Below are 26,938 nucleotides of genomic sequence, written 5' to 3'. Positions count from 1 at the left end.
TATGCTCAATTATCTAATTCGTCGATTGATATTCATTATTCCAACACTGTTTGTCATTTTAACGATCAATTTTTTTATTGTGCAAGTAGCACCAGGTGGCCCAGTTGATCAAGCCTTAGCTATGATAGAAAATGATGCCAATGGTGGACAAAGTTTGTTACCCGGTGGTGAAAGTTCTGCATCGTCGTCATTGCATCAAAAAAATGAGTCAAATTATCGTGGTGCCCGAGGACTTGATCCCCAAGTTGTGGCGATGATTGAAAAACAATTTGGCTTTGATAAACCCCTTTTTGAACGTTACATTGATACGCTCAAAAATTATCTTTCCTTTGATTTTGGTAATAGTTTTTTTAAAAGTGAATCGGTTTTAGGATTGATTGCTAAAAGCTTGCCTGTTTCGATTTCTTTAGGGCTTTGGAGTACGATAATTGTTTATATGATTTCTATCCCTTTAGGTATTCGTAAAGCGGTTAAAGATGGTACTGCATTCGATTTTTGGTCAAGTATGTTAATTATCATTGGTTATGCAATACCTGCTTTTTTACTAGCTGTTTTATTAATTGTATTGTTCGCCGGTGGCAGTTATTGGGATATTTTTCCGCTTCGAGGATTGATCTCAAATAATTTTGACCAACTCGATTTTTGGGGAAAAGTAAAGGATTATGCTTGGCATATCTGTTTGCCAACCATTGCTATGGTGATCAGCGGTTTTGCTTCGTTGACGATGTTAACTAAAAATCTATTTTTAGATGAAATTCGAAAACAGTATGTCATTACTGCTCGAGCTAAAGGCTTAAGCGAAAGACAAATTTTATATAAGCATGTTTTTCGTAATGCGACTTTACTGATTGTTTCAGGCTTTCCTGCTGCATTTGTTGGCATTTTATTTACCGGTTCGTTGTTAATAGAGATTATCTTTTCGCTTAATGGTCTAGGATTATTAGGCTACGAAGCGATTATACAACGTGACTATCCGGTAATTTTTGGTTCACTTTATATATTTACCTTAATTGGACTCATCACTAAATTGTTATGTGATCTATCTTACATGGTGATTGATCCACGTATTGACTTTGAGGCTCGTAATTAATGACCACTCACTACTCTATTAATCAACAACGTTGGCAACGATTTAAACATAATCGTCGTGGTTATTATTCGCTTTGGCTATTTTTGATTTTTTTTGTTATTAGTTTATTTTCAGATTTTATCGTTAATGACAGACCAATTTTTATCAAATACCAGAATAACTATTATTCACCTATTTTTCATTTTTATCCAGAAACTGAATTTGGTGGACAGTTTGAAACGCAAACTAACTTTTTAGATCCTCAACTACAAGAAAAAATAGAACAAAACGGTTGGATGTTATGGCCACCTTTTCGTTATACCTATAATACATTAATTTACGATACTAATAGTACCTTTCCGACGCCACCTTCTGCATTGCATTGGCTAGGGACAACAGATGCCGGTTTTGATGTTTTAGCTAATATTTTATATGGTTTTCGCATATCGATGTTTTTTGCCATTCTTTTAACACTTTTTACCTCGATTATCGGCATCATCATTGGGGCTATACAAGGGTATTATGGTGGTAAAGTCGATATGATTGGGCAACGTTTTATCGAAATTTGGAGCGGATTACCTGTCCTATTTGTCATTATTCTTCTCGCAAGCATTTTACCGCTTAATTTTTGGTGGTTACTGGGTATCACTGTTTTGTTTGGTTGGATGGCATTAGCTGGCATAGTAAGAACAGAATTTTTACGTACACGAAATTTTGATTATATCCGTGCAGCAAAAGCAATGGGCGTTAGAAATTATAAAATTATGTTTCGTCATATTTTACCTAATGCCATGGTGGCAACTTTAACCTATTTACCGTTTATTCTTTGTGGCTCGATTACCACATTAACATCGCTTGATTTTTTAGGCTTTGGTTTACCGATTGATTCGCCATCGTTAGGTCGGTTACTACTACAAGGCAAAAATAATTTGCAAGCCCCCTGGCTTGGCATTAGCGCTTTTCTAATTATTGCAACGTTGCTTTCCCTTCTGATTTTTATTGGTGAAGCCGTAAGGGATGCATTCGATCCAAACAAAGGAGTGTATCAATGAGTTTACCTTTATTATCTGTACAAGATTTAAGTATTGCATTTAAAAGACAAGCTCATCTCACTTCGCAAGTGGTCAGTCATATCAGTTTTGATATTCATGAACAAGAAACACTCGCATTAGTTGGGGAATCAGGGTCGGGTAAAAGTGTGACGGCATTGTCGATTTTACGTTTATTGCGTAAAGAACAAGTAGTTTACCCAACTGGGGATATTTTGTTTGAAGGGAATTCATTACTGCATGCCAGTGAAAAATCACTTCGTAAAGTACGAGGTAATCAAATCAGTATGATCTTTCAAGAACCAATGGTATCTCTTAATCCATTGCATACTGTTGAAAAGCAGCTTTATGAAGTTTTATCATTGCATCGAGGCATGCGACGTAACGAGGCAAGAAGCGAAATATTGCAATATCTTGATCGGGTTGGAATCAAAGAGCCTAAAAATAAATTGTCAGCTTATCCTCATCAATTATCAGGAGGAGAAAGGCAACGAGTTATGATTGCTATGGCAATATTAACACATCCTAAACTATTAATTGCTGATGAACCAACGACGGCTTTAGACGTTTCTGTACAGGCGCAAATTATTCAGTTACTAAAAGAATTAAAAACAGAACTAAATATGAGTATGCTATTTATTTCGCATAATCTAAGTATTGTAAAAAAATTAGCGGATAAAGTGGCGGTAATGCAACAAGGTCAAATCGTTGAATATAATAATAAACAACGTATCTTTTTACGTCCGCAACATCCATATACTCAAACATTATTAAACTCTGAACCAAGTGGTGAACCTATCGTTTTACCTGAAACACCGGGGATATTGCTTAGTGTTAATCATCTAAATGTTGAGGTAACAACACAAAAACGCTTATTTAGCAGTAAAAAGAAAAAAATTGTTGATAATGTCGGTTTTGTCATTCATCAAGGGGAAACCGTGGGGCTGGTTGGTGAATCAGGCTCAGGTAAAAGCACAACGGCAATGGCGATACTTCGGTTAATAAAATCTGACGGCGATATTTTATTTGATGGTCACCATATTGATCATTTAACCGCTAAAAAATTACTCCCGTTCCGTAGTCGTATTCAAGTGGTGTTTCAAGATCCTTTTTCATCGCTTAACCCTCGTTTTAATGTTGAGCAGATTATTAGTGAAGGATTGTTAACCTATAAAAAACTAAGTAAATCTGAACGTGAACAGGCTGTGATTGATATCATGCTTGAAGTTGGTCTTGACCCAAAAATGCGTTTTCGTTATCCAACAGAGTTTTCAGGAGGGCAACGTCAGCGCATTGCTATTGCCAGAGCATTGATTTTACGACCAGAATTACTCATCTTAGATGAGCCAACCTCATCTTTAGATCATACTATTCAGCAACAAATTATCCACTTACTTAAATCATTGCAACAAAAGTATCAACTAAGTTATCTTTTTATCAGTCATGATTTAAGCGTAATCTATTCTATGTGTCATCATGTTGTTGTCATGAAAGAAGGGAAAATTGTCGAACAAGGATTGTGTGAAAAAGTTTTTTCTGAACCCGAAAATGAATATACAAAAACCTTGTTATCATTTTTCGATAAACCGATGAAGCTAAAAGCAAAAAATAAAACACTGATTTATTCAGATAAAATCAATGAGCAAGAAGAAAAAGAAAATAAAAAACTAAAAAATCAAGTCAATTGGGCAGACGCGTTGTTGATGCGAAAAGAGTAATGATGAAAATTAACACATTAACACGCATTTTTACAAATTATCTAAAATTAACTTAATCAATAAATTATGCAAAAACGAAGACTACCTTTTTTTATCGCACCATTATCCATATTGTTTTCAACTAATGTCTTAGCGCTGAATTGTCGTGATGATATTACTCAAAATCAAGTTGAAGCCAATAATTATATTTTCCAACTTTATGATTATCTTGATACACCTGCAAAGGGAATAAAGCAAGAAATTAGAACGACAACGACCCAAAAAATAGGTATGCAGGAGAATGAAACGAATGCCAATCATTCATTAGAATATGATCCAAATGGACTAATTACGTTAAGTCATTATGAGCTGTATTCAGCTCAAAATAAACGATTATATTCTGAACATCTCCAAAAAATAAATACTGGTTGGGAAAATATTATCGAAGATTTTGAAGATAAAACTAACAGTATTACCCAGTTTACGACTGATAAAGACGGTAAAATTATTCAGTCTCATCAAGTTAAAAAAGCGGTTGATTTTATTTTTATTCAAAATGATAGTTATCAATATGATACCAATCATTGTTTGGTTAACAAAAATGTGCATTGGCAACTTAAAGAAACGGATGAGCAAGGTAACTATACCGGTAATGATTTGAATGGTGTTTCATTATTTACGTATGAATATCAAGATCAAAAACTCGCAAAAATGGTGACTCAATTTAGTAATGGTTTAAGCAATGAAAGTGATTTTTCTTATCAATATGAAAATAATCGCTTAACGTCAATTCAATCTACTAATTTTACAGACGGTAAGGAGTCAGCTAACTATATAACTCAATTACTCACCGTCAATGATAAAAAAGATTGGCTTTCAGCAAATAGAGTAAATAAACTTCAACCAGATAAGCAAGTAAACATCGTTAGACAAATCACTTATTATTAATCTTGAAACCATTAGCGTTATCATCTAATAACGCTAATCGCAATTTCAATTTTTATGTTCTGATAAACAAAATAAAAATAGCGTGAATTGTCCAAGCCAGCGCCAAACCAAAAGTTAACAGTTTTTCACGTTTAGGATGAATATTAAACAGGTGCAAAATAGTTAAAATTTGTTGTAATGCGCACCAAATGGGTAAGCATATCATCAACAGCAAAAAGATTTTACCTGGTTCGCTACTAACTAATTTTAAAATATAGGAACGAGTTTGAGCATCGCCAAAAGGAATAATCAATCCAATGATAATCATTACAACCGGAACAAAAACAGCTGCCCACGTACCGCCTAAGGCATATAATCCTTTGATAACAGTATTATTCGAATGTTTAGTTTCTGATTCTTGAATTTTCATGATTTAAACACCACTCATCTTAATATCAATTTAATTAATAACACTGATACGGCAATTGTGATTATCCATAAACAGGCGATAAGTAACCAAGCTTGAGTTTGCTTATTATCAGTCGTTAATGATAATGCTTTAGGAGCTTTGATAAACCATATTATGCTATGTAACAGTGCCGACAAAAGTGCTACACAATTAAGGACGACCACAACGGGTTTTTGTAAAAAGAAGATAAAGCGGTAAAACTCATCTTGTCCAACCGCATTCGTATACATACAAACTACCCCATAAGTTAAAACAAAACTGATCCATAACATTGAAAACGGCGTTATTTTGCTAATGATCGAAAAAATCAAGGATACTTTGGTTTTTACCTGCCCATTATCAAGCTGATGAGGATTGTCTAGGGGATTTTGATGATTATTTAGTGGAAATTTAGTGTTATTTTTAGAATTCATAACTCTCTCAACATTAGATTTATCTACCAGCTTTTACTTTTTATATCAGTTTCACAATAGCTTTTAACAAGCAATTATAGTGGCAAACCGACTTAATGTCGCTAGTTTAATATAAGTAATGTTAAAGATTTTACCGTTCTAAGGTTGCACATAATGTGCGTGATTTTAATTGTTAGAAAGCTAAGTAAAAAAATTAAATCAACAAACAATACAAGTTATTAAATGAAAATTTTTTAAAGATTTGTGCTTGATCACATTTTTAACATTAACTTATCGTAAAATATGTAATTTTTGGGTTAAATAAGTTTAGGTGATTTTAACATAGGAAATCCCCACGATAGTGGGGAACTGATTGTAAATTTTATCTTCCGTTGGTTTAACCCTATTAATATAAGGAACATTAAATATTATATCATAACAATACTGAGATAGTAATTTGAGAAGAAAATTTTAATTCGTATCTTCCGTCTTTAATTTTTTTGTTGCAATGATTTTTTATTGTAGTATATTAATCATGGTTGGTTACAAGATAGCCAACAGGTTTGGCGTTTCATGTAACCCCCATGGATTAGTGCTCCTTGAGTATACATGTATTGCTAATGTTTTAACAATATTATTTTTAAAGGAGATAATGTGAATTTTCTAAAATTCTTTTATCAATTACTGACTAAAACTAAAAATTACGGACGTTTTAACGAATTATCTTGTTTTTTTAAACTCACTAAAAAAATAGATGAAAATGAAAAATACAGTTATACATTCATTTTTAAAATCAATAAATTAATTCTGTTTGTGTGTTATTTTATAATCTCATAACGATAATCGGTGTCAGATCATGACATCGATTTTATATGAAATAAAGGAGTAAAATTTGTCTACTTTATCTTTATTAGACGAAAAATGGATACCGGTTGTTCATTTCGATGGTCATCTTAGTAAAATTCAACCTAGCCAACTGGTTGATGAAACTATATCAGATTTAGCTTATTTTCGACCTGATTTTCAAGGTGCGGCTTACCAGTTTTTGATTGGTTTATTACAAACAACACTATCACCCGAAGATAATTCAGAGTGGCGAAAATATTGGAATAATGGTTTTTCATTACAACAACTAACCGAAGCGTTTGAACAAGTCAGAACTGCTATGCAATTTGGCGCAACAAAACCTTCTTTTATGCAAGATTTTGCACCGTTAAATGGGAATAAAGTTCCTATTTCGGGTTTATTGGTTGAAGCCCCGGGCGAGAATGCATTAAAACGAAATACCGATCACTTTATTAAACGAGATTTCGTCAAGGCAATATGCCCACACTGTGCTGCTATGGCGCTATTCACTTTGCAAACTAATGCTCCGTCGGGTGGTCAAGGACATCGAGTGAGTTTGCGTGGTGGAGGACCTATCACGACTTTAATCATGCCTGAACTGAATAAACCGACTCCATTATGGAAAAAATTGTGGTTAAATGTGATCCCTTTAGATGATGAAGAAAAACCGCAGCAGTTTGATGCATCAGTTTTTCCTTGGTTAGCGCCAACGCAAACCAGTGAACCACCAAAAAATTTAAGTCTATTTCCTGAACAAGCTAATTACTGCCAAGCTTTTTGGGGAATGCCTCGGCGAATTGAGTTAGATTTTCACCAAACTGAGCAAGGGCAATGTGACATTTGTGGTGAAACCTCAACACAACTAATTACCCAATATCAAACCAAAAATTATGGCATTCAATATCAACATTGGCTACATCCACTAACACCCTATCGAACAGATAAAAAGACAGGTGAGCAACTTGCCATTAAAGGGCAACCGGGCGGCTTAATATATCGAGATTGGTTAGGTATGGTGAGTGCCAATGATGATACGCATTCGGCTAGAGTGGTTACCTCTCATCTTGATCGAAACTTTAAAGATAAACAACACTATCATTTATGGTGTTTTGGTTACGATTTCGACAATATGAAAGCCCGTTGTTGGTATGAACACACATTCCCTGTCTACCCAGATTTGGCGGATCCTAACAGTGATTTAAGAGAGATAATCGCACAAGCTTTAGCTCTCAGTAAAGATACATTACCGATTTTGCGTAAAGCGATGACGACAATCAATAAGCAGACAGTCATCCTTGAAATTGCCTTTTGGAAAGAAACGGAATTGCCATTTTATCAATTGGTAAAACAATTAATTGAACAAAAAGATAATTCTAGTGGTCGGCAACCATTGTTAGTTGATTGGGCTAAGACATTATTACATTATATTATCCAAATCTATGATAAAGCCGCATTTGGCGATCCTAATCAACCTTTAAAACACTTTAGAAATAATAAAACGAAACAAGAATATTATATTAAGATTAGTGCCAGAGAAGTGTTGTGTTCTGATTTTTTTAAACTTACGTATTTCGGGAAAATTAAAATAGCAAATAGCCTTGCTTGTGAAATGGAGAAAAAGATGTCAAACAGCTTTATGAGAAAGTCGATTCTTCTCAATGAAAATCACAAAAAAATCATTGATGATTGGTTTTCGATGTTGCAACAACGATTATGTGAATTTAATGGAGGTACTTATAATGGACGACAATTACGTGCAGAGCTACGTCGTACAACGTTGCTTCATAAAATAATGTTACAAGAAGGTTATGCTATTTTGAAGGATGCTTTATTCGATAAAAATAGTACATTATCCTGTGATGATCCGATTCATTTAGAAGCATTAGCTTATTTTACATGGGTAGCCTCGTTTGCCAATGCCAATAATGACAATGCGCCTTTTGCTGCACAATTAAGTGAAAAAGTTAGAGGGGGTGAACGTAACTTTTTATCCCGTTTTCGTTTCGATCAACTTTTAGCGAGCAAAACGCCCGATGAGTTTTGTCGTCGTTTAATTCAAGCGATAAAAATACGTGGTGATAATGGTGTCAATCTCTTTTCGTTGGCTGATGGCATCTTTTTATGGGTAAAAGAGTGGCATGAACGTCAACAAAATTTACCTTCCAATTCTGATCCATTTAAACGTCTTTCTGTTCGTTGGGCAATGGATTATAACTCAACTAAAAAAACTTCTAAGGAATAATTAATATGAGTACATTTATTCAATTACATTTACTAACGGCTTATGCCCCTTCTAATTTAAATCGTGATGAAGTTGGACGACCTAAAACTGCTGTAATGGGTAATAGCGATCGTCTACGGATTTCTTCTCAAAGTTTAAAAAGAGCATGGCGTACCTCAGATTGTTTTTATCAATATTTAAGTGATCATATTGGTGTGCGTTCACGTCGATTTGCAAGAGATTGGGTTTTTAATCCAATGAAAGAACAAGGAATTCCTGAAAAAATAGCCAAAGAAAGTGCCATTAAAATTGCAGGACAATTTGGTAAACTTAAAAATGAAAAAACACCAAAAGATCCGCTGACTAATATCGAGATTGAACAGTTAGTTCATATCAGTAACGATGAACAACACGCAATTGCCTCGTTAGTTAAACAATTAATTAGCGAAAAAAGGATTCCAACAGATGACGAAGTTAAACTATTACGCAAACAAAATAGCAGTGTTGACATAGCCTTGTTTGGTCGAATGTTAGCGGATAGTCCTGCATTTAATGTGGATGCTGCCTGTCAGGTTTCTCATGCTCTAGGAGTTAGCTCAGTCACAATCGAAGATGATTTTTTCACTGCTGTTGATGATTTAAATAATAAAGAAAAAGATGCGAGTTCAGGGCATTTAGGCCAACGTGGATTTGCCTCTGCACTGTTTTATACTTATATCTGTATTAGTCGTGATTTACTCCTTAATAACCTAAATGGTGATGAAGCATTGGTTGAAAAAACACTAAAAGCATTAACCGAATCAGCTGCAAAAGTGGCGCCTACAGGTATGCAAAATAGCTTTGCATCACGTGCTTATACCTCTTATTTATTGATTGAAAAAGGTACTCAGCAACCACGTTCACTTGCTGTTGCTTACTTCAATCCTATCCGTAGCCAAGATATGGTGAATGATGCTATTACAAGATTAGAGCAACAATTGGATAAGTTTGATCAAGTTTATGGTCAATGTGCCGATGATCGCTACAAACTCAATATTGAAAGTGGAGAAGGGACACTTGCAGCTGCATTAAAGTTTGTTGCGGAAAAATAAGGAGCAGTCAAGATGATAAAACATCTTATTTTTCAGATTTATGCACCGCTCACATCGTGGGGGGAACCGGCTGTTGGCGAAGTTCGCCACAGCAATATTATTCCTTCCCGCTCGGCTGTATTAGGTTTTTTGGCGGCAGCATTAGGTATTCGGCGTAATGATGAGTGTATTAATGCTTTCAATCAGCATTATTATGTTGCAGTTCGCCCTTTTGTTGATAAGAGTCGTTGGTTTAGTGATTTTCATACTAATCAGATGCCAAAAGCGAATAAAAAAGACGTATTTTATACACGATTTGATGAAATACGCCGTAATCCTCAAGATCTTGAAACTTTAATTTCAAAGCGTGAATATTACAACGATGTCTATTATCAAATTATTATTACCGAAACAAAAGGCGCTCCTTATTCTGTAGATCAGATAAAGCAAGCATTATTAACGCCTGTCTTTCCACTTTATGTGGGCAGGAAAAACTCGCCATTGTCATTGCCATTAGCACCCGTAATTTATGAAGGGCTACTTAGTGATGCTTTTGTCTTTGCTGATGAGCATTATCATCAATATCATCAATCTGATCCTGTCCTAAAGTATTTAATTGATAGTGATGCTAACGAATACTATTGGGATCATCCTGATCAAGAAGCGCATTTTGACGTAATTAAAATACAACTTCGACAAGATCAGCCCATTAATCGGAAGCGTTGGCAATTTATCAATCGTCAGCAATATACAGGACACTTAAAAAGGAGCGAATAGATGTATTTTTCGAAAGTCGAGCTAAAACTTGAACGGCTTCCTTATGTGATGCAACAAAAATGGTGGTCTGCTGGTGAATATGCTATGCATCAATGGTTATGGCAACTGTTTCCTGATAAAAATAAACGTCCATTCTTATTTCATAAAGATCAGAAGACTAAAAAACCTCTGTTTTATCTTTTATCTGAAGTTGCACCGCTTGCTAATCATGAGTTATTTAAAGTTGATACAAAACCTTATGCACCGCAATTAACAACAGGAATGAAGTTAAGTTTTTTATTACGTGCCAATCCTGTTGTCATGAAACAAGGAAAACGTTGTGATGTGATGATGAACGCTAAGTATCAGGCTAAACAACAGGGATTATCATCGAATGAGATCAAAGCTCAGCAATATCAAGCGGCTATAGATTGGTTAATTAAGCAAAGTGAAAAACGTGGATTTTCATTACAACAAAGTGATCATTCGGCAGTCTGTTGTAATGTTATCAGTTATAATCAACATCTGCTTAATAAAAAGTCAGGACTTAAACCGATTAGTTACAATAGTGTTGATTTTGAAGGGGTTTTAACTGTTACTGATCCAAAACTATTTTTAGCTACACTCTATCAAGGTATTGGTAAAAGCAAAGGGTTTGGCTGTGGGCTATTTTTAATCAAACACTGTCAATAGGATATTTGATATGGTGTATGTTCCACTGAATCCTATTCCTTTAAAAAATAGAACATCAATGATCTTCCTACAATATGGACAAATTGATGTTTTAGATGGTGCTTTTGTATTAATAGATAAAACAGGCGTTAGAACCCACATTCCCGTTGGATCTATTGCTTGTATCATGCTTGAGCCCGGTACACGAGTATCACATGCAGCGGTTAGATTAGCCGCAACTGTGGGGACACTGTTAGTCTGGGTAGGTGAGGCTGGCGTCAGAATGTATTCGACAGGTCAGCCTGGGGGAGCCCGTTCAGACAAATTACTTTATCAAGCAAAATTAGCTTTGGATGATGAACTTCGTCTAAAAGTTGTCAAAAAAATGTTTGAACTGCGATTTGGCGAACCGGCTCCTAGCCGACGTTCTATTGAACAATTACGAGGTGTTGAAGGCGCTCGTGTACGTGCAACTTATGCATTACTAGCCAAAAAGTATCGTGTTAAGTGGCATGGACGTAAATATGATCCAAAAGATTGGCAAAAAGGCGATACGGTCAATCAATGTATCAGTGCTGCCACTTCTTGTCTTTATGGTATTACCGAAGCAGCGGTTTTGGCAGCTGGTTATGCACCAGCTATCGGTTTTGTGCATAGCGGAAAACCGCTCTCGTTTGTTTATGATATTGCCGATATTATAAAATTTGAAACAGTGGTACCCAAAGCGTTTGAAATTGCTGCTAAAAATAGAGCTGACCCTGATCGTGAAGTGCGCATTGCTTGTCGCGATATTTTTAGAAGTCAAAAAACATTGGCGACATTAATTCCACTGATTGAAGAGGTATTATCCGCTGGAGGTATTGAACCTCCACCGCCTCCTGATGATGTAGTACCACCTGCGATTCCAGAACCTCAATCACTTGCCGATAGTGGCTTTAGGAGCCATTAATCATGAGTATGTGTGTTGTGGTGACTGAAAATGTACCACCCAGATTAAGAGGACGCTTAGCTATTTGGTTATTAGAAATCAGAGCTGGTGTTTACATAGGTGATATTTCCAGACCGATAAGAGAGATGATTTGGCAACAAATCATCGAACTTGCTGAAGAAGGTAATGTTGTACTTGCTTGGGCAACCAATACTGAATCTGGATTTGACTTCCAAACTTATGGTACCAACAGAAGAGTGCCGGTAGAACTCGATGGACTCAGATTGGTATCTTTTTTACCTATTGAAAATCAATAAGTTAAAGTTCTTTAAAAATTAAAAAAATTTGGTAGAATTTTATGGTCGCTATAAGTTTAAATAAAACAAATAGCTACGTTTAGTGTTCCCTGTACACACAGGGATAAACCGCATATCGCCCGTCGAACTCCAGGCCACCCTGGGTGTTCCCTGTACACACAGGGATAAACCTCAACTTACCGTATCAAATCCCATGAATTGCCAGTGTTCCCTGTACACACAGGGATAAACCGGGGCAGGGGGGCGACTTTAAAATAGATCTAGGCGTGTTCCCTGTACACACAGGGATAAACCGCTTTTTCATCGAAATTAAATTTACCACCAATTGTGTTCCCTGTACACACAGGGATAAACCGTCTATATTCAGCGCCCTAAATACTGCGGTGGTACGGTGGTGTTTAAATGGGAACATATTATGCCGTCGAACTTTGGCGAAACAGGCTCGGATATGGGGGGTACCAATATGGTTAATTTAATGAGCTTTCACCCGTATAAAACCTGCTTTCCGATTGCTCACTCCGCCGGCATTGGCAAAAACACTTATAACCCACAAGACTATAAAGACGAATGGGAATTTATCCGCCGTTATATGGAGCACGGACGGGACAATCTGCCTAAACCCCGTTTAAGCACCCATTTACCTATGCCTTTCCACGGTTTTAGTGGTCATGTAAGCCCGATGATTCACGCAGCAAAAAATGCGCCTACTTTTTGGATGTATATTTTATTAATCCCAGTATTTTTAATTTTATTAACGTTTTACACCGTGGGCTACTTTATTTCGGAATGCTTGTGCTGGCAACCCCGTTGGCCGAAAGTGATTCGTCAAGCAGGAAAAACAGGCAAACCAGTCCCGAAAGAAACCACCTTATCGGACTACCCACCAAAAGTACAACAAGCCATATTAGACAGCCGTTTAGAATGGGGCGTACGTGACGAAAAGACAGGCAAACTGGTGGATTATGGTAATGGTTAATGTGCAAAAATATTTTTAATAAAATTAGTTATCTATAAATAATAATGCGTACAGATTGTTAGTTTTGATAGTTATAGGATTAAACATAAATTGATGCTAAATACTTGCCCAAATAAAGGCAAGATCAGCATTTAACCATTCGTCAAAATCAATTACCGAAAAGTAAAATATACCATTGCTATCAAAATCGGTCGGTGCGCCGAGGAGTTGCAAAAGCAGGCTCTACTTAAAAATCTTTTTAAACATAGTTAACATTATGATAAATATTAAATTACATTCCTGATGCTTATTAAAACCAATCGCCTAAAAAAACATCAATAAATCGGTAGAATTTTACACCTCTCTATTTTAATTAATAAACAATAAGTTATAATTAGAGTGTTCCCTATGCACATAGGGATAAACCGTATTGCTGGTGGCTTAAAGCTTGTCGCTGACAGTGTTCCCTATGCACATAGGGATAAACCGATGGAAACAATATTCTAATGAACGATATCACTGTGTTCCCTATGCACATAGGGATAAACCGATCATTCGGATTACAAATACGATCGGCCTCAAGTGTTCCCTATGCACATAGGGATAAACCGCGTTTAAACGATGCAGAGGGCGAATTATCGAGGTGTTCCCTATGCACATAGGGATAAACCGGGTCTGCCATTCCACAGACGCTAACAATAAATGTGTTCCCTATGCACATAGGGATAAACCGCGAATGATTGCCATTGTTTATGTCTCCATATTGTGTTCCCTATGCACATAGGGATAAACCGTTAAATCGTTAACAACCAATATTATGGTTGATGTGTTCCCTATACACATAGGGATAAACCGAATTAAATTTAACACAATCCGAATTAGCTAAAGTGTTCCCTATACACATAGGGATAAACTGTTGCTAAAATGTGTTCTAACAGTGAGAGAATAGGTTGCTTGATTCTATACACATTTTTCACGATCATAATCTAATACTTAGTATGGCTAATTCATTGATTAATGCATTAGGAATCATTTCAATTTTTCATCCATGTTTTCATAGAGCTTAATCGGCTTAATGGGAACTAAATCTCCATCTTTTACTTCACATTCGGAATTATTACTTGAAACAACCATAATCTGTCCTCTTTCTAGTTTAAAATCTAAAAGAGCTAATGCTCCCTCTGAAGCCAAAGCCACATAATCTCTGGCATCTGGAGGGAACTCGTAATAAACTACTTTGTTATTATATACATACACAGCTGTATTAGAGAATTCTTGAGCTATTCCATATCTAGAATTTGGAAAAGATTCTACTTTCTTAACATCAATATTTTTTTCTCGCATTAATATGATATACCTTCCACCAATACTGCCACTGATTAACCAAACTTCATCCCATTTAAAATTAGTATAATCAGAGAGTGTTATGGTTTTAGGATGATTGTTTTTTACATCTTTTAAAACCTTTTCTAAAGGTGTTTTGTTGCAACTAGTTAATGTTACTAGTGACATAAATGTGACTAATAGTAGAAGTATTTTTTTCATTCCTTGCTATTCCAGATTAATTTTGTTTTATATTCTTGTTCAGATATGGTTGAAAGTACGCCTAATGATTTTATGTTATCTAAAAACGTTTTTTCTTTCTCAACACTGCTTTGATTGCTCATTAATACTACGATGAATTATTTATTAAACAAATGATAAGTAGCAAAAAAAACAATCAGTATTTTTTTTGACAAGGTAATAAATATAAAGTTCACATACACAAAAATTTTCCATTAATGAACAACATCAAACTATTTTTATTTTGATTTATTTTGATGTTATAAACGAATCGCGAATTAGTAAATAGTATGTTCTACTCTGTCGGTCTATTAAATAGGATTCATTCTTGGTAAGTATTAACAAGGTATTTGCGATACGAACTAAAATAATCGTTAAAAATAGCGTACAATAGCGTTATGTTCACTCGTTCATCAGCTTAATTAATTTAGGAAATAAGTATGACCGGCAAATTTATTGTCATTGAAGGACTTGAAGGTGCAGGAAAAACCACAGCAATTAATACTGTTGCTCATGTATTACAGCAACACGATGTGAAGAATTTACAGTTTACTCGTGAGCCGGGTGGAACCCCGATTGCTGAAGCGTTACGTAATATTATTAAAAATGGTTTACAACATGAACCACTAACCGATAAAGCCGAATTATTGATGTTATATGCTGCCCGTATTCAACTTATTGAAAACGTGATTAAACCTGCGCTAAACAAAGGTAATTGGGTTATAGGTGATCGCCATGATTTATCAACACAGGCGTATCAAGGTGGTGGGCGCCAGCTTGACAGGCACTTTATTGAAACTTTAAAAAAACAAGTTTTAGGGGATTTTAAACCCGATTTAACATTATATTTAGATATTGATCCAGAAATTGGCTTAATGCGAGCTAAATCACGTGGACAATTAGATCGGATTGAACAGCAAGCTATAGCCTTTTTTAAACGTATACGTCAGTGTTATTTAGAGCTTGCTAATCAAGATGCTACCATAATTACTATTGATGCTAGTCAATCAATGGATGCGGTAACACAGCAAATTGAAGACGTGTTAACTGCATGGTTATCATCAATACAGGTTAATAACGCATGATCAAGAATGGATATAGTTGGCTTATACAGCCCTATCAGCAATTAGCGACAAGTATTTTACATGATCGTGCCCATCATGCTTTATTGATTAATTATATTCAAGGCAGTGGTGAAGATGAGCTAATCGAGCAATTAGCAAATCGTTTATTATGCCAAGCATCAAGCGATCTAGCCCCTTGTTTAAAATGTCATAGCTGCCAGCTATTTTTGTCTCATCATCATCCTGATTTTTATCAGATAACTAACGAACAAGGTAAGCAATCGATCGGTATCGATCAGATTCGAAGTATTACCGCTAAAGTTTACGAAAAATCACAGCAAGGCGGTAATAAAGTGATTTGGATTAAACATGCTGCCTTAATGACCGAAGCCGCCGCAAATGCATTATTGAAAACGTTAGAAGAGCCACCGGCAAATACTTATTTTATTTTAAGTGACGATCATAATAGTCATTTATTACCAACTATTTATAGTCGTTGTTTTTCTTATTTTTTACCGATACCTAAGCTTGAGCAGTCTATGGATTGGTTGAAAAATAAACAGGGTTTACATTATAGTGATAATGAACTTGCGTCAGCCTTGTTATTAAGCGAAAATGCGCCATTAACAGCAAAAACTTTATTGGATCCTACAAAATGGCAACAACGTAAAGTATTTTGTGAAAATTTATTGAGTGTTATTCCTAATCATGATTTTTGGACGCTTGGCGTAACATTTGAGCATGACCATTTTATTGATCGCATTAGTTGGTTTTGTGCTTTATTAAGTGATGCATTAAAAGCAAAACAAAAAGCTGGACGGTATATTATTAATCGTGATCAAGTGCCATTGGTAAGATTATTGGCAACATTAAGTTATGAAAAAATTACTGCTCTTTATGAACTATGGTTGAATGCCAGACGTCAGTTATTGTCAATAACTGGATTGAATAAAGAATTATTGGTTTATTATGTTCTTTCTCAATCAGAGTTGATTTGCGATTAAATCGTTTTTATGGGCGTATTGAGGGATATTATTTTAGATGTAAACGTTTTAACGAAGGATTATAGTGAGTTATTTATCTATTGAATTTGGTCTGTTGTTTATCGTTTTTTTTGCTGTATATTGGGCATTTAACTTATTACCTAAATTACAAAATGCCTTATTACTTGTTTCAAGTTATTTAATTGTAAGCAGTTATAGTTGGCAATTTGCGTTAATTCTTGGTGTTTATACCTGTGTTACTTATCTTATTTCGATGATGATATCGGTTTCAAAACATCATGCTAAAAGATGGTTAATTTTTGGTTTAGTTATATCGATCAGTAATTTAGCATTATTTAAATATTTTGATTTTTTCCGACAAGAACTTCAAGCTTTACTTAACGTCTTTCATATCCCTATTTTATTACCATTATTTTCTGTGCTAATCCCTATTGGTATTTCATTTTATACTTTCCATTCTGTCAGTTATTTAGTTTCTGTTAAAAGAAAAGAGATTGACGTAGCTAAATTTTGGGATTTTGCGCTTTTTTTATCTTTTTTCCCCAGTATTGTCGCAGGACCGATCAATCGGGCTAAAGATTTTTTGCCTCAAATTTCAGTTTGCCAACCTCGCCAAATTTTAGAGCCATATCGGGCTTTTATATTAATCATGATGTCAATCATTAAAGTTTATTGTTTAGGTGGCTGGATAAATGATGCATGGGTTAACCCCATTTTTGCCAACCCATTAGAATTTAGTGTGATTGATTTATTAGTGGGGCTATATGCTTATGCAATGCAAATTTATCTCAATTTTTCAGGTTATACGGATTTGGTGACAGGTATTGCATTGTTGTTAGGATTCCGTCTGCCAATTAATTTTAACCAACCTTATTTATCTTTGAACTTAAGGCATTTTTGGGCGCGTTGGCACATAAGTTTATCTCAATGGATTCGGGATTATATTTATATTCCGCTTGGTGGTAACCGTAAGGGATTTACCCGAACACAAATCAATGTTTTATTGGCAATGTTTTTATCGGGATTATGGCATGGTGCAGGTCTCAATTTTATTATTTGGGGGATTTGTCATGGTATTGGTATTGTGGCACTAAATATTGGTGATCGCTTTTTCGGTCGTGATGTGATTAGTCAACGCTCACCTTTTATTGCGCGTTTATTAACTTGGCATTATGTCTGTTTTACTTGGTTGTTTTTTTATTGTGAAAATTTATCTGATGCTTTGGACTATTTAATGGCATTAACGCATAATTTGATGATAAAACCACAATATTGGCTGGCTTTTTTAATTATCATGGTTGCTTATTTAGTTTATCCAATGTGTAAAAATCTTTCTAATTTGGCAACGGTACTGTTATCTAAAGTTAATAAATTATATTTACCCGTAATAATAATAATGATTTTGTGGTGCGTCATTTATTTTGCGCCGTCAGGTATGCCCGATTTTATTTATGCCAGTTTTTAATTGTGTTTTATAAATTTTTAAGATCAGTTTTCAACAAGGAACAGTAATTTGAAGGATTTTATGAAGTTAAGTAATATGCTATCAATGCCAACTAACAAAACATTATCAGCATTTTATATTGTGATAGTGTTAGTCGTGACAGCTATTGCTTTAATGGTTTTGTTTCATAAATCAATATTGGTTTATTGCCAGCAATCTTACCATTTTGAGTTTTTTGATATGGCGTTAATGGTTGATGATGCTAATGTCACTGAGAGTGATCAGACAAAATGGACTAATGAATCGGATGAATCAGAGCAATTAGAAAACACGAATATTGAAAAGGATAATCAAACACATCCTAATGTCGTGACCGCAAACGCAATTGCTGATAAACAGTTACAACAAAATAACCCGCAAAACAAAACAATAAAATCCAATCACACAACTGAAAATAATAAACAAAAATTACCGTTAATTAAGGGGGATAGCCTGCTAACTACTAATAAAAGTCAAACTCATTCTGAAAGTCAATTAAACAGTACTCGTACTAATAAAGCGTTAGGTAATACGGTAACATTAGATGAATCACGTAACCCAACACTTAGCAATGATACAGATTTTACTGAACTTTCACCGATTGTTTTAACTAATAATGATAAAGTCCTTTTTGCGGGGGATTCATTAATGCAAGGGGTTGCACCATATGTTAAAAAAATGTTATTTAAACAATATAAGATAGAAAGTATTAATCTGAGTAAACAAAGTACCGGACTTGCTTATCCAAAAGCTTTTGATTGGCCAAAAACAATTAATGATGCAATCAGTGCTGATCCCTCTATTAGATTAATCGTCATTTTTTTAGGCCCTAATGATCCTTGGGATTTTCCTGTTAAGGGATATGCTAAATATGCTAAGTTTAAATCGCAATTGTGGGAAGAACAGTACCGTTTACGTGTTGCATCAATATTAGATATAGCGAATCAACATAATGTAAAAGTACTTTGGCTTTCACCACCTTGTATGCGTAAACCAAAGTTGAATGACGGAATGAATTATTTAAGCCATTTATATGAATCCGAAGTTGAAAAGGCGCATCAACATTTTATGGAAACCAATACCTTATTAGGTTGTTCTTACGATCAATTTAACAGCTATATTGAGACTAATAAGCAAAAAATTAAAGTGAGAATAGACGATGGTATTCATTTTACAATAACTGGACAAAAGCTTTTAGCTCAAGCAATTTTGAACCATATCACATCCACTTTATCAGAGGAATCCCACATTGAATAAATGCATTAAGACTATGGTTGCTGTTTTTTCGGTGGTGTTTACTGTCAGTTTTAGTACTATGGCTGAAGGTATTCCAACGTCTAAGTCTGTGATTGTTGATTTTGGCGATCCAAATGCTAAACAATTCGTTTTACGCTTAAATTCATTAGTCAATAATCAAGACTCCACCCATAAAGTTGTCAATATCACCCAATTTGGTGATTCTCATACAGCTGCAGATTTTTTTACAGGCGAATTTAGAACGTTGATGCAAGATAAATATGGTGATGCAGGTATCGGCTGGATTCCTCCTGTTTGGATTAAGGGGCAAAACCATACTCGAGTAAGTTTGAAAGATTCTAATTGGGAATTGTTAAGTAGTCGAGTATTAAGTAATCTCGATTTTCCTATGGGCGGTTTTATCGCTAAACCTATTAATTCTCAAGCTTCTATTGAGTTGGCTCTTAAAGCAGACGATAGAGATATATGGAAAATTAGCCTTATTTTTAAAACAAAGAAAATGACTAAAAATCCATTAAGTATTTATAATAAAGATAAAATTGCCTTTAGTTTCAAGGATAAATTTGGTGGTTGGCAAACGACAACGGTTACTTCAACGCTTCCTATTACCATTAAAAGTAAAGACAGTACTGAAATTGGCGGATTTTGGTTAACTCGTGCCAACAAGTCGGGTGTTATTGTATCTGCGATTGGTTCGAATGGGGCTAAGCAAACAATTTGGCAAAAATGGCGCCCTCAGTGGTTTCAGGAATTATTGTTATCTAAAAGCGATTTGGTTATTTTGGAGTATGGCACAAACGAGAGTTTCGATGAAACGTTAGATGCAAATGAATATCGGAAAAATTTAGTCTATAACATTCGTAAAATTCGAAAATTATTGCCGAATGCTGCCATTTTATTGATATCACCGCCTGATACAATGATTAATCAAACTGAAATTCCAAAGTCCTATCATTTGGTAAAAACAATTCAAAAACAAGTGGCTAAATCAGAAAGAACACTGTTTTGGGATTGGCAAGCCGCAATGGGGGGAAGTCATTCGGTTAAGCTTTGGACTAAGTATGGATTGGCTCGGTCAGATTTAGTACATCAAACCTTGCAAGGCTATAAAGAAAGTGCCAAAATCTTTTATAATGATTTAAATGAATTTGTTAAAAAAAATAGCGATTAGTTATTAATAAAAGGAATAAATCTGTTATGTCTTCACCTATTATCGTTGCTGTTGATTTTGCTGATGTTAAATCAGCTTGGAATTTTATTGATCGTGTTGAGCCAAACGATTGTCGTTTGAAAATTGGCAAAGAGCTTTTTACACATGCTGGCCCCGATTTTATTAAGCAGATTATGAATAAAGGCTTTGATGTTTTTTTGGATCTTAAATTTCATGATATTCCAAATACGGTTGCTAAAGCTATCGTAGCTGCTGCTGATTTAGGTGTTTGGATGACCAATGTTCATGCTAGTGGTGGGTCTCGAATGATGCAAGCGGCGAAAGACGCACTCTATCCATATGGTAAAGATGCACCTCTTTTAATCGCGGTAACTGTTTTAACCAGCATGGAGTCGGTTGATCTTCAAGAAATCGGTATCCCTATTTCGCCTTTGGAACAAGCAACTAAATTAGCTTTGTTAGCCAAAAATTGTGGGCTTGATGGCGTTGTATGCTCCGCTAAAGAAGTGCAAAGTTTTAGAACTCGCTTAGGGAGTGATTTCAAGCTGGTGACCCCAGGTATTAGACCTGCTGGTGCAAATGCAGATGATCAGCGTCGAATTATGACGCCACAACGTGCGCAAGCCGCAGGGTCGGATTATTTGGTTATTGGGCGTCCGATTACGCAAGCAGATGATCCTTCTTTAGCATTGCGAACTATTTTATCAACCCTTGATTTGAGTAAGAGTTAATTTCATGATGTCTGATAATCCACTTGTTTATTCTACCGATCAAGGTCGTATTAAATCGGTTGAAGTAAAAGAATCTCGACCAAAAGGGGATGGGATTATTCGAATTCAACGCCAAACATCCGGACGTAAAGGTAAAGGTGTGTGCGTCATTTCAGGATTTGATTTTGATGATGCTCAACTCCAAAAAATAGCAGCGGAACTCAAAAAACGTTGTGGTTGTGGTGGCGCAGTTAAAAATGGTAGCATTGAAATTCAAGGCGATAAACGTGATTTACTCAAATCTTTGCTGGAAGAAAAAGGCTTTAAAGTAAAGTTAGCCGGTGGTTGAGTTAGGGTAATTGTCTTTACTCCCATTATTGAATGGGAGTAAATCTGCTATTTGTTAGTGAGAACGATAGCTACGCATTTTGTTGCTGATTTCACGGCGTTCTTTTGAAATTTCAGCATTTTTGATAATATAATCATCAACACGATCATCATAATCACTTTTCATATTAGCAATAATAGCTTGAAGTTCGTCATAAGTCATATCTGGTTTTATATAATCACTCAAATTTTCAAGTAATAATACTCGTTTTTGGTTATCTCGAATTTTTTTCTCATTATCGGATATTTCACGTTTTAATTTGTTTAAACGACGTGATAAACGAATATATTCTAATACATCTTGAAATGATGGTGCGGCATTTTTTTCCTTGTCCATCTATAACCCCTTATTTCTAAAAATGGAAAAAATAAACTATTACTAATTATATACTAATAACTTTATAGATGATAATTAAATCTGTTTTGAGTTTTTATCAATTTTAAGTTATGTTCAATGCAAAATCATCGATATTTCAATAAGTTGTTACCGTTCAATATAAGCTTACTTATTTGTTATAACGGCTAATTATTTATTCCTATTTGTCATTAATGCTAAATATCGATGCTATTGACCCAATTTAGAGTGTTTAATTGAACTTATTAAGTCTGTTTACTCTAAGCCAAGTTTATCCCAAATTTCATCGATATAAGCCACAACTTTTGGATCTTTTTTGATGATTTTTCCCCATTCTCGCTGAGTTTCGCCTTGCCATTTATTGGTCGCATCTAATCCCATTTTTGAGCCTAACCCAGAAACCGGCGAAGCAAAATCTAAATAATCAATCGGCGTATTGTCAATAAATGTGGTATCACGATGAGGATCCATGCGCGTTGAAATAGCCCACATAACATCTTTCCAGTCTCGGGCATTGATATCATCATCACATACAATAACAAATTTAGTATACATAAATTGACGTAAGTAAGACCAAACGCCCATCATGACACGTTTAGCATGACCAGGATACTGTTTTTTGATGGTGACTATGGCAATCCGGTAGGAACATCCTTCGGGCGGTAAATAAAAATCGACAATTTCAGGAAATTGTTTTTGTAAAATAGGGATAAATACCTCATTTAATGCCAGTCCCATTACGGCCGGTTCATCGGGTGGACGACCAGTATAGGTAGAGTGATAAATCGCATCTTTTCGACGAGTTAAATGCGTTACCGTGAAGACTGCAAATTTTTCGACTTCGTTGTAGTAACCAGTATGATCACCATACGGACCTTCAGGCGCTAATTCATTCGGATCAATATAGCCTTCTAAAATAATTTCGGCGGTAGTGGGTACATCTAAATCATTAGATAGCGATTTTACCACTTCAGTTCGACTATTTCGTAATAGACCTGCAAAGGCGTATTCGGGTAACGTATCAGGTACGGGAGTGACTGCACTTAATATGGTCGCAGGATCGGCACCAATGGCAACGCTAACAGGAAATTTTTCATTAGGATGCGCTTGTTGCCATTCTGCAAAATCGAGCGCTCCACCTCGATGAGATAGCCAGCGCATGATTAACTTATTTTTACCTAATAATTGTAAGCGATAAACGCCGACATTTTGCCTTTCTTTATAAGGTCCTTTTGTTATCGTTAGTCCCCAGGTTAATAGTGGTGCGACATCATCGGGCCAACAATGCATGATCGGCAGACGTGTTAAATCAACCTCTTCATTTTTAAAAATCAATTCCTGACAAGGCGCAGACGATCGTCGCTTAACAGGCATATTTAATATTTGCTTATATTTGGGTAACACATGAAAAAATTGCTTAATGCCTTTTGGTGGTTCAGGCTCACGTAAGAAAGCTAATAATTCACCAATTTCACGTAATTGTGATGTATCTTCTAACCCCATTCCTATCGCAACACGTTTGGGGGTTCCAAATAAGTTACAAAGTACGGGCATGTCATAACCAATAGGATTTTCAAACAATAAGGCTGGACCTTTAGCTCGTAAAACACGATCTGCAATTTCGGTCATTTCCAGATAAGGATTAACAGGATAGGGAATTCGTTTTAATTCACCTTGTTCTTCAAGATAACTTAAAAAATCACGAAAATTGGTAAAGTTCATAAAAATAATTACTCCCTATTAATCTGCCTTTGTTTACACTAATTTAAGGTAGTCCAACATCCTATATGTTAACGTTATTTTATTATCAACTAGTCAGCGTCAAAATTTTCACTATAAATAGGCACTTGTTGATTTTGATTGCATTTCACAATTTTAGGTAATAATGTTTCAAATTGTTGTTGGTCGATATCAATAAATTTATTTTCATCTACTTGATAAAAAAGATATTGGGTCGTTTGATCTTCAAACTCAAAAGAAGCAATCCAATAGTTTCTGTCATCATTGTTTTCATTAGCAAAAACTTTGATGATGGTATTTTCTCTTATTTCAGGTTGATTATGTAATTTGTGTTCGATAATATTTTCGGCGATTTGCGAATCGATTTCATCGAAAATGATATAATCAGTTTTGTTGGTTTGGCATGTTTTAATGTTTATTTCAGCATAACTATTAGGTATGAAAAACAATAAGCTTGATAACACAATGGCATACTGATTTAATTTCATTTCCTACTCCTTAATTAATCTCGTTAAATTGAATAATGTTATTAATTGCTTCTTGATTATTTGGTGATGCTGTTATTTTAGCTGCATCACTAATTGTCAACCATTGATAAGCTAAATGTTCAGTAAGCGTTGGTGTTATTTCATTTTCGAGCGGTAAATAAAACCAATGTTCTTTATTTATTTCAACTTCAGGTGCATATCGGTGCCTAAATTGTGGAAAAATCTTGAATTCAACCGTATGGTTAGTATCGATTAAATTAAGATTTTTACCCAGAATATCAATGCCGGTTTCTTCAAAAACCTCACGAATGGCAGTTTCAACAGGCAATTCGTTATCTTCCATGCTACCTGTTACTGACTGCCAAAAATGGGGATCATCTTTGCGTTGTAGCATGAGACAGCGCAAAGTTTTTTGACAGTAAATAACAACTAAAACAGATTCAGGTTTTTTGAACTTTTGCATTAAAACATCACTATTTTTTGCTAACTTCAATGCCCAGCTCAGCTAATGCATTAGGATTTGCCGGGCTTGGTGCATCGGTCATTAAACAGGTTGCCGCTGTTGTTTTAGGAAATGCTATAACATCCCGGATATTATCGGTACCCGTTAATAGCATACTTAATCTATCTAAACCAAATGCAAGTCCTGCATGTGGCGGTGTACCATATTTTAGCGCATCAAGTAAAAAGCCAAATTTTTCGCGTTGATCGTGTTCATTAATACCTAAAATAGAAAAGACAGCTTGTTGCATTTCACTACGGTGGATACGTACTGACCCTCCACCTACTTCATATCCATTGATAACCATGTCATAAGCGTTAGCTATCGCATTTTCAGGATTTTCTTTAAGCTGTTCTGGCGTCAAGTCTTTTGGTGATGTAAATGGATGGTGCATCGCACTAAGTCCTTCATCCGTTTCTTCAAACATTGGAAAATCCACTACCCAAAGCACAGCCCACTGATTTTCATCAGTCAGATTCAAATCTTTACCTACTTTTAATCGTAGTGCACCTAATGCATCGCTCACAACTTTATAACTATCTGCCCCAAATAATAAAATATCACCATCTTTGGCATTAGCTCGATTCAATAGTGCTTCCATTTGCGTTTCATTAAAGAATTTAGCAACCGGACTTTGGACCCCTTCAAGCCCTTTATTGCGGTCATTGACTTTAATCCATGCCATACCTTTTGCACCATAGACCGAAATAAATTGTGTGTAATCATCTAACTGTTTACGGGTTAACTGGGCTCCGTTTGGTACGCAAAGTAGTGCTACCCGACCTTTTGGATCATTTGCTGGGGTTGAGAATACGTTAAAATTGACATCTTTTACTAAATCGGCAACATCTATTATTTCTAATGGATTTCGTAAATCAGGCTTATCGCTACCGTAACGGCGCATCGCTTCGGCAAATGTCATGATAGGGAATTGACCTAAATCCACATTTTTAACATGTAACCAAAGTTCACGGATCATTTGCTCCATGACATCACGGACTTGCTCTGCGGTCATAAACGAAGTTTCAACATCAATTTGAGTAAATTCTGGTTGGCGATCTGCACGTAAATCTTCATCACGAAAACATTTTACAATTTGATAATAGCGGTCAAAGCCAGACATCATTAATAGTTGTTTAAATAATTGCGGTGATTGTGGCAGTGCATAAAACTCACCATTGTGAATTCGACTTGGTACAAGGTAGTCACGTGCACCTTCTGGCGTGGCTTTGGTTAACATAGGGGTTTCAATATCAAGAAAACCATGCTCATTCATAAAGTTACGTACAAATGCAGTAATTTGAGCGCGGGTTTTAAAGATGTTTGTCATTTCAGGACGACGTAAATCGATATAACGATATTTTAAACGCTGTTCTTCACTGTTGTTTTGGTTAAAATCAAGTGGCAGCACATCACTGCGATTGAAAATTGTCAGTTCGGTGGCTAAGATTTCTACTTCACCCGTAGCCATGTCTTTATTTGCTTGTCCTTCTGGTCTTGCTCTTACTTTTCCTTTAATTTGAATGCAAAATTCATTACGTAGTTCACTGGCAAGTTGATAAGCTTGTTGATATTCAGGATCAAAAAACACTTGTACAATCCCTTCGCGATCACGCATATCAATAAATATCATACCGCCAAAATCTCGACGCTTATTGACCCAACCGCATAATGTGACTTCTTGATTAATATGAGATGCTGTTAAATGACCACAATAAATTGAACGCATAAAATATCCTGTTTAAATACCAATCTTATAAAAAAATATGAGGTATTATAAATCAAATAGTGTCCTTATAAAGGCATTTGTTGAGATTTATTCTTTAATTATTTTTGCGTCATTGAA

General features: G+C 35.3%; 26 protein-coding genes and 2 CRISPR repeat arrays. Of the genes, 18 read left to right on the top strand and 8 right to left on the bottom strand.

Going from position 1 to position 26,938, the window contains the following annotated elements; all coding sequences use genetic code 11:
* Window position 1: 1 nt before the first annotated feature.
* From A9G10_RS07935 to A9G10_RS07920, 4 genes are all read left to right on the top strand, one after another.
* Window positions 2-1,090: a microcin C ABC transporter permease YejB gene (locus tag A9G10_RS07935; RefSeq protein ID WP_065558998.1), complete on the top strand. Its 1,089-nt coding sequence runs from the start codon at window positions 2-4 to the stop codon at window positions 1,088-1,090.
* Window positions 1,090-2,121, top strand: a complete 1,032-nt coding sequence (locus A9G10_RS07930) for an ABC transporter permease (RefSeq protein ID WP_065558997.1) — start codon at window positions 1,090-1,092, stop codon at window positions 2,119-2,121. Before A9G10_RS07935 ends, A9G10_RS07930 begins: the two co-directional genes overlap by 1 nt.
* Window positions 2,118-3,836, top strand: a complete 1,719-nt coding sequence (yejF, locus tag A9G10_RS07925) for a microcin C ABC transporter ATP-binding protein YejF (protein ID WP_065558996.1) — start codon at window positions 2,118-2,120, stop codon at window positions 3,834-3,836. Before A9G10_RS07930 ends, yejF begins: the two co-directional genes overlap by 4 nt.
* Window positions 3,837-3,902: 66 nt before the next feature.
* A complete protein-coding gene (locus tag A9G10_RS07920; protein ID WP_065558995.1) occupies window positions 3,903-4,763 on the top strand; it encodes a hypothetical protein in 861 nt (286 codons plus the stop codon).
* Window positions 4,764-4,815: 52 nt separating this feature from the next.
* Here the strand turns inward: A9G10_RS07920 and frdD are convergent, their stop codons facing one another.
* Complete coding sequence (gene frdD / locus A9G10_RS07915) at window positions 4,816-5,172, bottom strand: fumarate reductase subunit FrdD (protein WP_065558994.1); 357 nt, start codon at window positions 5,170-5,172, stop codon at window positions 4,816-4,818.
* Between the two features lie 14 nt (window positions 5,173-5,186).
* A complete protein-coding gene (locus tag A9G10_RS07910) occupies window positions 5,187-5,624 on the bottom strand; it encodes a hypothetical protein (RefSeq protein ID WP_065558993.1) in 438 nt (145 codons plus the stop codon).
* A gap of 871 nt (window positions 5,625-6,495) precedes the next feature.
* On the opposite strand from A9G10_RS07910, the gene casA reads away from it, so the two are divergent.
* The 7 genes from casA to A9G10_RS12610 all read left to right on the top strand — a co-directional run bounded on the left by casA (window position 6,496) and on the right by A9G10_RS12610 (window position 13,389).
* Window positions 6,496-8,691: a type I-E CRISPR-associated protein Cse1/CasA gene (gene casA, locus A9G10_RS07905; protein ID WP_065558992.1), complete on the top strand. Its 2,196-nt coding sequence runs from the start codon at window positions 6,496-6,498 to the stop codon at window positions 8,689-8,691.
* A gap of 5 nt (window positions 8,692-8,696) precedes the next feature.
* Window positions 8,697-9,761: a type I-E CRISPR-associated protein Cas7/Cse4/CasC gene (cas7e, locus tag A9G10_RS07900; protein ID WP_065558991.1), complete on the top strand. Its 1,065-nt coding sequence runs from the start codon at window positions 8,697-8,699 to the stop codon at window positions 9,759-9,761.
* Between the two features lie 12 nt (window positions 9,762-9,773).
* On the top strand, window positions 9,774-10,517 hold the full coding sequence (cas5e, locus tag A9G10_RS07895; protein WP_065558990.1) for a type I-E CRISPR-associated protein Cas5/CasD: 744 nt from the start codon (window positions 9,774-9,776) through the stop codon (window positions 10,515-10,517).
* Window positions 10,518-11,189: a type I-E CRISPR-associated protein Cas6/Cse3/CasE gene (gene cas6e / locus A9G10_RS07890; protein WP_065558989.1), complete on the top strand. Its 672-nt coding sequence runs from the start codon at window positions 10,518-10,520 to the stop codon at window positions 11,187-11,189.
* Window positions 11,190-11,199: 10 nt separating this feature from the next.
* Complete coding sequence (gene cas1e, locus A9G10_RS07885) at window positions 11,200-12,117, top strand: type I-E CRISPR-associated endonuclease Cas1e (protein ID WP_065558988.1); 918 nt, start codon at window positions 11,200-11,202, stop codon at window positions 12,115-12,117.
* 2 nt (window positions 12,118-12,119) lie between these two features.
* Complete coding sequence (gene cas2e, locus A9G10_RS07880) at window positions 12,120-12,413, top strand: type I-E CRISPR-associated endoribonuclease Cas2e (RefSeq protein ID WP_065558987.1); 294 nt, start codon at window positions 12,120-12,122, stop codon at window positions 12,411-12,413.
* An 82-nt stretch (window positions 12,414-12,495) separates the two neighbouring features.
* Window positions 12,496-12,769: a CRISPR direct-repeat array (repeat unit 29 nt).
* A 59-nt stretch (window positions 12,770-12,828) separates the two neighbouring features.
* Window positions 12,829-13,389: a DUF6708 domain-containing protein gene (locus A9G10_RS12610; protein WP_065558986.1), complete on the top strand. Its 561-nt coding sequence runs from the start codon at window positions 12,829-12,831 to the stop codon at window positions 13,387-13,389.
* A gap of 377 nt (window positions 13,390-13,766) precedes the next feature.
* Window positions 13,767-14,284: a CRISPR direct-repeat array (repeat unit 29 nt; unit sequence GTGTTCCCTATGCACATAGGGATAAACCG).
* A gap of 113 nt (window positions 14,285-14,397) precedes the next feature.
* Here A9G10_RS12610 and A9G10_RS07870 read toward each other — a convergent pair.
* Complete coding sequence (locus A9G10_RS07870; RefSeq protein ID WP_065558985.1) at window positions 14,398-14,913, bottom strand: hypothetical protein; 516 nt, start codon at window positions 14,911-14,913, stop codon at window positions 14,398-14,400.
* A gap of 458 nt (window positions 14,914-15,371) precedes the next feature.
* Here A9G10_RS07870 and tmk point away from each other — a divergent pair, with 458 nt between their 5' ends.
* The 7 genes from tmk to yciH all read left to right on the top strand — a co-directional run bounded on the left by tmk (window position 15,372) and on the right by yciH (window position 21,969).
* A complete protein-coding gene (gene tmk, locus A9G10_RS07865; protein ID WP_065558984.1) occupies window positions 15,372-16,016 on the top strand; it encodes a dTMP kinase in 645 nt (214 codons plus the stop codon).
* On the top strand, window positions 16,013-16,999 hold the full coding sequence (gene holB, locus A9G10_RS07860) for a DNA polymerase III subunit delta' (RefSeq protein ID WP_065558983.1): 987 nt from the start codon (window positions 16,013-16,015) through the stop codon (window positions 16,997-16,999). The genes tmk and holB overlap by 4 nt, the downstream gene beginning before the upstream one ends.
* A 64-nt stretch (window positions 17,000-17,063) precedes the next feature.
* Window positions 17,064-18,464 (top strand): MBOAT family O-acyltransferase, encoded by a 1,401-nt coding sequence (locus A9G10_RS07855; RefSeq protein ID WP_065558982.1) that lies wholly within the window; start codon window positions 17,064-17,066, stop codon window positions 18,462-18,464.
* Window positions 18,465-18,524: 60 nt separating this feature from the next.
* The gene (locus tag A9G10_RS07850) at window positions 18,525-19,739 is read left to right on the top strand and encodes an SGNH/GDSL hydrolase family protein (protein ID WP_065558981.1); all 1,215 of its coding nucleotides are present in this window, start codon (window positions 18,525-18,527) and stop codon (window positions 19,737-19,739) included.
* A complete protein-coding gene (locus tag A9G10_RS07845) occupies window positions 19,732-20,910 on the top strand; it encodes a GDSL-type esterase/lipase family protein (RefSeq protein ID WP_143425982.1) in 1,179 nt (392 codons plus the stop codon). Before A9G10_RS07850 ends, A9G10_RS07845 begins: the two co-directional genes overlap by 8 nt.
* 26 nt (window positions 20,911-20,936) lie before the next feature.
* A complete protein-coding gene (pyrF, locus tag A9G10_RS07840; RefSeq protein WP_065558979.1) occupies window positions 20,937-21,641 on the top strand; it encodes an orotidine-5'-phosphate decarboxylase in 705 nt (234 codons plus the stop codon).
* 4 nt (window positions 21,642-21,645) lie between these two features.
* Window positions 21,646-21,969, top strand: a complete 324-nt coding sequence (yciH, locus tag A9G10_RS07835; RefSeq protein ID WP_065558978.1) for a stress response translation initiation inhibitor YciH — start codon at window positions 21,646-21,648, stop codon at window positions 21,967-21,969.
* Between the two features lie 54 nt (window positions 21,970-22,023).
* Here the strand turns inward: yciH and tmaR are convergent, their stop codons facing one another.
* From tmaR to aspS, 5 genes are all read right to left on the bottom strand, one after another.
* The gene (tmaR, locus tag A9G10_RS07830) at window positions 22,024-22,344 is read right to left on the bottom strand and encodes a PTS system regulator TmaR (RefSeq protein ID WP_065558977.1); all 321 of its coding nucleotides are present in this window, start codon (window positions 22,342-22,344) and stop codon (window positions 22,024-22,026) included.
* Window positions 22,345-22,617: 273 nt separating this feature from the next.
* Window positions 22,618-24,084 (bottom strand): 4-hydroxy-3-polyprenylbenzoate decarboxylase, encoded by a 1,467-nt coding sequence (gene ubiD, locus A9G10_RS07825; RefSeq protein WP_065558976.1) that lies wholly within the window; start codon window positions 24,082-24,084, stop codon window positions 22,618-22,620.
* Between the two features lie 89 nt (window positions 24,085-24,173).
* Window positions 24,174-24,590 carry a hypothetical protein gene (locus A9G10_RS07820; RefSeq protein WP_065558975.1) on the bottom strand — a complete coding sequence of 139 codons (417 nt, stop codon included), beginning with the start codon at window positions 24,588-24,590 and terminating at the stop codon, window positions 24,174-24,176.
* 10 nt (window positions 24,591-24,600) lie between these two features.
* Window positions 24,601-25,053: a dihydroneopterin triphosphate diphosphatase gene (gene nudB / locus A9G10_RS07815; RefSeq protein WP_065559034.1), complete on the bottom strand. Its 453-nt coding sequence runs from the start codon at window positions 25,051-25,053 to the stop codon at window positions 24,601-24,603.
* 10 nt (window positions 25,054-25,063) lie between these two features.
* Window positions 25,064-26,821 carry an aspartate--tRNA ligase gene (aspS, locus tag A9G10_RS07810; protein WP_065558974.1) on the bottom strand — a complete coding sequence of 586 codons (1,758 nt, stop codon included), beginning with the start codon at window positions 26,819-26,821 and terminating at the stop codon, window positions 25,064-25,066.
* Between the last annotated feature and the right edge of the window lie 117 nt (window positions 26,822-26,938).

It is taken from the genome of Gilliamella sp. wkB308, assembly GCF_001690185.1.
In the GTDB taxonomy this organism is placed as follows: domain Bacteria; phylum Pseudomonadota; class Gammaproteobacteria; order Enterobacterales; family Orbaceae; genus Gilliamella; species Gilliamella apicola_I.
The sequence above is the reverse complement of the archived record's forward strand: the minus strand, read 5'-3'. Positions and strand labels throughout refer to the sequence as shown.

Bases quoted from the DNA above. Each gene is read 5' to 3' on its own strand.
- A9G10_RS07935 (WP_065558998.1), top strand. From the start codon at position 2: ATGCTCAATTATCTAATTCGTCGATTGATATTCATTATTCCAACACTG.
- A9G10_RS07930 (WP_065558997.1), top strand. From the start codon at position 1,090: ATGACCACTCACTACTCTATTAATCAACAACGTTGGCAACGATTTAAA.
- yejF (WP_065558996.1), top strand. From the start codon at position 2,118: ATGAGTTTACCTTTATTATCTGTACAAGATTTAAGTATTGCATTTAAA.
- A9G10_RS07920 (WP_065558995.1), top strand. From the start codon at position 3,903: ATGCAAAAACGAAGACTACCTTTTTTTATCGCACCATTATCCATATTG.
- frdD (WP_065558994.1), bottom strand. From the start codon at position 5,172: ATGAAAATTCAAGAATCAGAAACTAAACATTCGAATAATACTGTTATC.
- A9G10_RS07910 (WP_065558993.1), bottom strand. From the start codon at position 5,624: ATGAATTCTAAAAATAACACTAAATTTCCACTAAATAATCATCAAAAT.
- cas7e (WP_065558991.1), top strand. From the start codon at position 8,697: ATGAGTACATTTATTCAATTACATTTACTAACGGCTTATGCCCCTTCT.
- cas5e (WP_065558990.1), top strand. From the start codon at position 9,774: ATGATAAAACATCTTATTTTTCAGATTTATGCACCGCTCACATCGTGG.
- cas6e (WP_065558989.1), top strand. From the start codon at position 10,518: ATGTATTTTTCGAAAGTCGAGCTAAAACTTGAACGGCTTCCTTATGTG.
- cas1e (WP_065558988.1), top strand. From the start codon at position 11,200: ATGGTGTATGTTCCACTGAATCCTATTCCTTTAAAAAATAGAACATCA.
- cas2e (WP_065558987.1), top strand. From the start codon at position 12,120: ATGAGTATGTGTGTTGTGGTGACTGAAAATGTACCACCCAGATTAAGA.
- A9G10_RS12610 (WP_065558986.1), top strand. From the start codon at position 12,829: ATGCCGTCGAACTTTGGCGAAACAGGCTCGGATATGGGGGGTACCAAT.
- A9G10_RS07870 (WP_065558985.1), bottom strand. From the start codon at position 14,913: ATGAAAAAAATACTTCTACTATTAGTCACATTTATGTCACTAGTAACA.
- tmk (WP_065558984.1), top strand. From the start codon at position 15,372: ATGACCGGCAAATTTATTGTCATTGAAGGACTTGAAGGTGCAGGAAAA.
- holB (WP_065558983.1), top strand. From the start codon at position 16,013: ATGATCAAGAATGGATATAGTTGGCTTATACAGCCCTATCAGCAATTA.
- A9G10_RS07850 (WP_065558981.1), top strand. From the start codon at position 18,525: ATGAAGTTAAGTAATATGCTATCAATGCCAACTAACAAAACATTATCA.
- pyrF (WP_065558979.1), top strand. From the start codon at position 20,937: ATGTCTTCACCTATTATCGTTGCTGTTGATTTTGCTGATGTTAAATCA.
- yciH (WP_065558978.1), top strand. From the start codon at position 21,646: ATGATGTCTGATAATCCACTTGTTTATTCTACCGATCAAGGTCGTATT.
- tmaR (WP_065558977.1), bottom strand. From the start codon at position 22,344: ATGGACAAGGAAAAAAATGCCGCACCATCATTTCAAGATGTATTAGAA.
- ubiD (WP_065558976.1), bottom strand. From the start codon at position 24,084: ATGAACTTTACCAATTTTCGTGATTTTTTAAGTTATCTTGAAGAACAA.
- A9G10_RS07820 (WP_065558975.1), bottom strand. From the start codon at position 24,590: ATGAAATTAAATCAGTATGCCATTGTGTTATCAAGCTTATTGTTTTTC.
- nudB (WP_065559034.1), bottom strand. From the start codon at position 25,053: ATGCAAAAGTTCAAAAAACCTGAATCTGTTTTAGTTGTTATTTACTGT.
- aspS (WP_065558974.1), bottom strand. From the start codon at position 26,821: ATGCGTTCAATTTATTGTGGTCATTTAACAGCATCTCATATTAATCAA.